Annotated in this window: 6 protein-coding genes; 3 read left to right on the top strand and 3 right to left on the bottom strand. The window is 40.7% G+C overall.

Going from position 1 to position 6,178, the window contains the following annotated elements; translation table 11 throughout:
* Nucleotides 1–147: 147 nt before the first annotated feature.
* Nucleotides 148–1,839, top strand: a complete 1,692-nt coding sequence (gene ilvD, locus ACUVXA_RS14480) for a dihydroxy-acid dehydratase (RefSeq protein ID WP_445871990.1) — start codon at nt 148–150, stop codon at nt 1,837–1,839.
* A gap of 113 nt (nt 1,840–1,952) precedes the next feature.
* Here the strand turns inward: ilvD and ACUVXA_RS14475 are convergent, their stop codons facing one another.
* Nucleotides 1,953–2,162 (bottom strand): hypothetical protein, encoded by a 210-nt coding sequence (locus ACUVXA_RS14475; RefSeq protein WP_445871989.1) that lies wholly within the window; start codon nt 2,160–2,162, stop codon nt 1,953–1,955.
* Between the two features lie 359 nt (nt 2,163–2,521).
* Here ACUVXA_RS14475 and ACUVXA_RS14470 point away from each other — a divergent pair, with 359 nt between their 5' ends.
* On the top strand, nt 2,522–3,676 hold the full coding sequence (locus ACUVXA_RS14470) for an iron-containing alcohol dehydrogenase (RefSeq protein WP_445871988.1): 1,155 nt from the start codon (nt 2,522–2,524) through the stop codon (nt 3,674–3,676).
* Between the two features lie 207 nt (nt 3,677–3,883).
* Nucleotides 3,884–4,819: an amidohydrolase family protein gene (locus ACUVXA_RS14465; RefSeq protein ID WP_445871987.1), complete on the top strand. Its 936-nt coding sequence runs from the start codon at nt 3,884–3,886 to the stop codon at nt 4,817–4,819.
* 136 nt (nt 4,820–4,955) lie between these two features.
* Here ACUVXA_RS14465 and ACUVXA_RS14460 read toward each other — a convergent pair whose 3' ends face one another.
* Complete coding sequence (locus ACUVXA_RS14460; RefSeq protein ID WP_445871986.1) at nt 4,956–5,519, bottom strand: flavin reductase family protein; 564 nt, start codon at nt 5,517–5,519, stop codon at nt 4,956–4,958.
* Nucleotides 5,520–5,623: 104 nt separating this feature from the next.
* A partial coding sequence (locus tag ACUVXA_RS14455; protein WP_445871985.1) for a hypothetical protein occupies nt 5,624–6,178 on the bottom strand: 555 nt, incomplete at its 5' end.

Genomic DNA, 6,178 nt, shown 5'->3' with positions numbered 1-6,178 from the left:
GTTCTAGCGAAGGGACTTTTGAAGGAATAGCAACTAATTTTGTCCCAAAGCTTAGGATGGGAAACTCTATTATAAGTGATAAAACTTTTATAATTAACAAACAGAATTTAGGGGGTTAATTTGGTGTCGAAACTTCCTGAAGAACTTATGAAAAAGGCAGAAGTTCCACAATTTGTTAAAGACCAGTTGGAAAATGTGGTTATCCCTCCCCTAATATACGGTATGGGATACACTGAGGATGACCTAAAAAAACCTAGAATAGGCATCGCAAATACTTGGAATGAACTAAATCCCGGTCAAGTTCACCTCAACAAAATTGCGGAAAAGGTGCGGGAAGGAATTAGGAGAGCGGGCATGACACCCTTTGAGTTCAGCACTATTGGGCCCTGCGACGGAATTGCACAGGGGCATGAGGGTATGAGATTCATTCTCCCGAGCAGGGAAATTATTGCTGCCTGCATTGAGATTATGGCCAAGGTTAACCGGTTTGACGGGATGGTGATGATTGGAACATGTGACAAGATTGTTCCCGGAATTCTGATGGCTGCTGCAAGAATTGATGTTCCCACCGCTATAATTACTGGAGGATACCATCTTCCATACTGTTTTCCGGATAAGATATTTGATGAATCTGAGGAGTTTGCACACTATGAGATAGGAAAATTCTACTTCTCGTGGCAGAGAGGGGAAATTCCAGAGGAAGAGTTCCAAAAAGCTCTTCACGGAATAGTAACGGGTCCAGGTGCTTGCCCGATGCTGGGCACAGCAGTAACCATGCAGTGCTTATCCGAGGCTCTCGGCATGTCTCTACCATACTCTGGGTTATTAGAAGCACTTAGCAAAGAGAAACTTGATTACGCTAAAAAAACGGGTGAAGCCCTAAGACACCTAGTGGAAAATAATATTACTCCATCCAAAATTATGACAAAGGAGGCTTTTGAAAACGCTATCAGAGTTCTCCTAGCAATCGGGGGTTCCACAAATGGATATCTCCATCTTCCAGCCATAGCTAATGAGCTGGATATCAAAATAGAATTGGAACTTTTCGATGAACTGAGTGAAACCACACCTCAAATCGTTGCTCTCAAACCCAATGGACTGCGAGCGATACAAGCCCTTGACGAAGCCGGCGGAATACCAGCGGTTATGAAAAGTATCAGCAGCCTACTGCATCTGGATGCCATAAACGTTACTGGAAAAACTCTGAGAGAAACTCTAAAGAATGTTGAAATTAAGGATAAAGAAATTATTAGACCTATGGACAACCCGTTCAGCCCGGACGGCGGTCTCGTCGTATTGAAAGGAAACCTGGCACCAGACGGAGCAATAGTCAAAAAAGCGGGTACACCTCCAAGCATGTTCAAGTATAGGGGTCCAGCAAAAATATTCGAATACGAGGAAGAAGCAATCCAAAATCTATTTCAGGGAAAGGTGAAACCTGGAGAATGCGTAATAATCCGATATGAAGGTCCTAAGGGAGGCCCGGGTATGCGAGAAATGGCGGTACCGGGACACATCATACAACTCTTAGGATTAGGGGAAAACACCGCCTTGATAACTGACGGGCGTTATAGTGGAAGCACCTATGGGCTCTGTATTGGACATGTTTCCCCAGAGGCTGCTGATGGAGGACCGTTAGCAATAGTGAAGGAAGGAGACATGATCGAAGTTGACATTCCCAATAAAACTCTTCGATTAGACCTATCAGATGAGGAGATTAAGAAGAGACTCGCACAATGGAAGCCACCCGAACCAAAATACAAGAAAGGACTTCTAGCGTGGTACTCTCAGTATGTAACTTCGGCTAATAAGGGTGCGATTCTGAGACCGAAACTCTAAATTTCTCACAGATTATTATTTAGTAGATCATTGTTAAAATTAGACCAAAAAAAGGCAGTAATAAGATGCATAAAGAGCTTAATTTTATCATTAATCAAAATTTCTATTTTCATTTATGTGGTTATATTCATTTCTCTCTTAGTCTCGGTGGCTCCCTTTTTTATGTCTTTTACAATCTCATCAGGTGACATTGTTTGCCATTCTATTTCTTTCACGTAGCGATGATAATGAATGTCTCGCAAAGCTTTACATCTTGGAAACTCCCGCTCTACCCTCTTTCGTATTTTTTCTTTTTCCTGCTCAGTAACTTCTCTTTTTGGCATTTTACATATCCCCCCAGAAGATATATTCAGGATCATCGTCTTGAAAATACATGTTTATGAACGAACTTTCCAAGTAAAGTTTCGGTTTCTGTGACATATTTCATACATTACTGTTATTTCTAACTTGCCGCAATATTATTTAATTGTTTAACTACTTCGTAAACGAGTAAACATTTCACAAGTATTTTAAAAAATGTAGGTTTCCAGTAAATAAAAGAGAGAAACAATATAATTCGGAAACTGCAGATTTGAGATGCTTTAATAGAATCAAAAATGGGAATAAGGGGTCAATTTTTAATGATTGTGAAACCTTACAATATGAATCATAGAAAATTCGTAGAATAAATGGAGGAAAAATCATGTCATTACCGATTAGAATACCTATTATTTATAGTGGAGTGGGATCGTTAGAACAGTTGAGATATTTTACGGAAAAAAGAATTTTGATAGTGACCGATAAGACGATTCGACAAATGGTTGGCGATAAACTTTCAGACTATTTTAAGGACAAGGAAGTTAAAATTTATGATGAAGTGGAACCGGACCCAAAGGATACCATTATGATAAAGGGCGGCGACTTTGCACGCGAATTTAAGCCAGAATTAATTATTGGAATCGGTGGCGGATCAGCGATGGATACCGCCAAAGCCATGTACTTCCTTTACGGACAACCGTCCCTAAAACTATATGATATGAATGTGGGAATTCCATATAATCTAAGTGAAAAAAGCAAGCTGGTATTAATACCCACCACTAGCGGAACCGGATCTGAACACACCCCGGGACTAGTGACTACCAACACAGAAACCGGACAAAAAATTTCATTAGCCTCATTTGAAATAGTCCCCCAAGCAGTGATTCTAGACCCCACGTTAGTGCTAAGCATGCCGAAAAAACTTACAATTTCCACGGGGCTGGATGCTTTAACTCAGGCCATTGAGAGTGCATCTGGTAAAATGGGCAGTGATTTTACTCAGGCCTTAAACCTTTATGCCATTAAAATTCTCTTTGAGTATTTACCCAAAGCCGCTGGTGAAGGTGCAGGTGACATAAATGTTCGAGCAAAAGTTCACTATGCGGCCTCAATGGCGGGTATTGCTTTTGGACATTCCGGTCTAGGAATAGCCCACTCTTTTGGACACGCACTCGGTGGAGCCTTCCACGTTCCCCATGGAATAACAGTCGGTGTAATGCTGCCATACGCCATTGAATTCAACAAACCGGAGTGCGAAGAAAAGTACGTTGAAATCCTTGAGTGTCTAAAAATCACCGGCATAAAAGATCCTACAGCAAAATTGTCCTCAATGGTCAAAGACCTGTTAAAGAAACTGGACACCCCATTGAGCATAAAAGGACTGGGCATATCCCAAAAGGATTGGGAACAAAATTTTGAAAAACTTGTGAATTGGACCAAGGGCGACATACTCACATTGATAAATCCCAGAATGGCAAGCGAAGAACAGGTTAGAAAAATCTTCCAATACGCCTACGAGGGAAAAACCATAGATTTCTAAAAATCTACAATTTTTACAAGCTTCCAGTATAGCACCCCTATTTTTTTGCTGCTTTTGGCTACCAAATGTCAAAATATGAAGGATGTTTCTAGATTAGCCTACAAACAAAATTGGGTCGATATCATCATCAATTTTTAATATTGTAAAATTTAAATATGAAATGAGGAATATAAAAGGATAACAATAAGTTTTTGGAGGGACTATTAGTTGATTATTGATGCACACAGCCATATTGTGGATAAAGACTGGTATCCTGATAAGTGGTGGAACGACCTGGCTAAAGCTTTTGTCGACCCCGTGAAGCACCTACTGGGCATGGAGTTAACAGCACCCCAAATAGTGGAGCAGATAATGCCCAGCTTCTATGATCCCACGGGTGAGAAGTGTCTTGCGGAGATGGACAACGCGGGTATTGACATGACCGTGATATGTGCACAAGATTATGGTCTACTTCTGGGCGATCCTAAGGTATCCATTGAGGAGCAGAACCAGATTTTTGGTGAAATTCAAAAGAAGCATCCTAAAAGATTCCTAGCCTTTTGCAGCGTAGATGCCCGGAGACCCGGTGCAGACAAACTTGTTAGGAGATGTTTTGAGGAATGGAAGATGAGTGGACTGAAGATTCACTCATCCACCGGATTCTACCCCAACAGCAAAGAAGTCTATAGACTATTAGACATCGCAAACGAGTTTAAGAAGCCAGTTCTCTTCCACACCGGACAAATCGTTGCCCCCCTCAGATCCAAGTACTGCAACCCCATGTTTCTTGACGATGTTTGCCTAGACTTTCCAGACCTCTGGATACAAGCAGCACACATGAGTTTCGGCTGGCGCTACGAATTATACCACCTAGGCTCATGTAAAACCAATCTCACAGTGGACTTCTCCGGCTGGCAGGTACTCGCCAGAACTAATTTTGCCCGGTTCTGCCACGCTCTTCGCGAATGCCTGGACGAATTCACAGCAAAAAGAGTTCTGTGGGGAACAGACAACCCCTATCTCCGAGCCGCAGTACCCGATAAAGACTGGATACAAATGATAAAAGACCTGCCAACCAAAGCCCCAGAGGGAATCACATTTACCAAAGAAGAAGTCGACGCTATGCTCGGAGGCAGCGCACAGAAAATATTCGGAATAAAATAAAAATGGAGTGATTCATATTTGAGTTTTAATTAAAGGCACGCACTCCATAATTCCTTTCTTTTCTTTTTATTTACTAGGGTAAGTTTATCCCTTTTTGTGTTTTAAATCCGTTATTCTAGAATCATTACTTGTCAATTTATTTTTGTGAGAAACCATATTCTCCCAAGGATTTTCCGAGACTATAGTATTCTCTTGAAACCGGATTCCAAGTTATGGCTTTCAGTTTTTTGAAATTAATGTTTGTAGGAGAATCCATAACTTCTTCATCTGCATCAATGTTGACTATTTCTCCAACGAAAAGGTCATGTGCGCCTAGTTTGATAATGTTTTTGACCTTGCACTCGAGGTTAACTGGGCATTCCTTTATTAACGGCGGTTTAACTTTTTTTGCTTCAACTGGTGTAAGTTTGGTTTCTTTAAACTTGTCCACTTTTTTCCCAGTTACCATTCCGCAGTAATCTGTTTCTTTCACGATATCGGCGGTAGGTATGTTTACAACGTACTCTTTGGTTTTGCTTATCAGTTGGTGGGAATAACGTGAAGGTCTTATTGAAATTCCTACTTGTGGAGGCTCTGAACATAATACACCTACCCACGCAAGCGTACAAACATTAGGCTTTCCATGCTCATCAATCGAAGTAGCCAAGATAACAGGAGTTGGATATAAAGCAATGGCAGGTTTTAACTCTTTTTTAGGCATTTAATATTTCACCTCTGAAAAAGTTTTGAAAACTATAGTAGTTTATGTCATTTATTACTATCTCAAAAGGTAATATAGCTAAAAACTAATTTTTTAAGGGTTTTTCAATTTTTTAAAATTTTTTGTCTCAAGCTGATGCGGATAGCATAGCAAAACATAACCGAGGCAACAAGTATCATTCCTAGAATTATGGATAGATATGAGTTATCGACAATTTGCGGATTCCACACTCCTCCTATACTGTAACCCACAAAAATAAAGCCACCTAGAACACCGACATAAATCCAGGAAAACTCGTAGTACACGTGCATCCAATAACTATTTTCATATTCGCGGATCCGCATTTCCGAGAGCGGAATAAATAGATCGGTTAAGAATTTTCGGTATCTATGAATCTCCTGATAGTAATGGATAGTGAAATTCACAGAATTTGTAGCATTCTTCTCTAGATAGAGTACCCACTCGCTTGTGCCATTATAATATCTTTTCGCATCCACCGTGAAGTTAGCGCTGCTAACACTGCTCACGGTGAAAACAGGATTCCTCTCAAACCAACTGGGTTGGGTAATGTTGATGTAAAAGTTCAGAGTGCCATTTGCTTCCAAATACCGTTGTCCGAAACTTACCCATCTAGGACACTTCCAGATGGTGTTCGGTTC

This window comes from Candidatus Jordarchaeum sp. (assembly GCF_052745115.1).
This window is presented reverse-complemented; position numbering and strand designations above follow the sequence as displayed.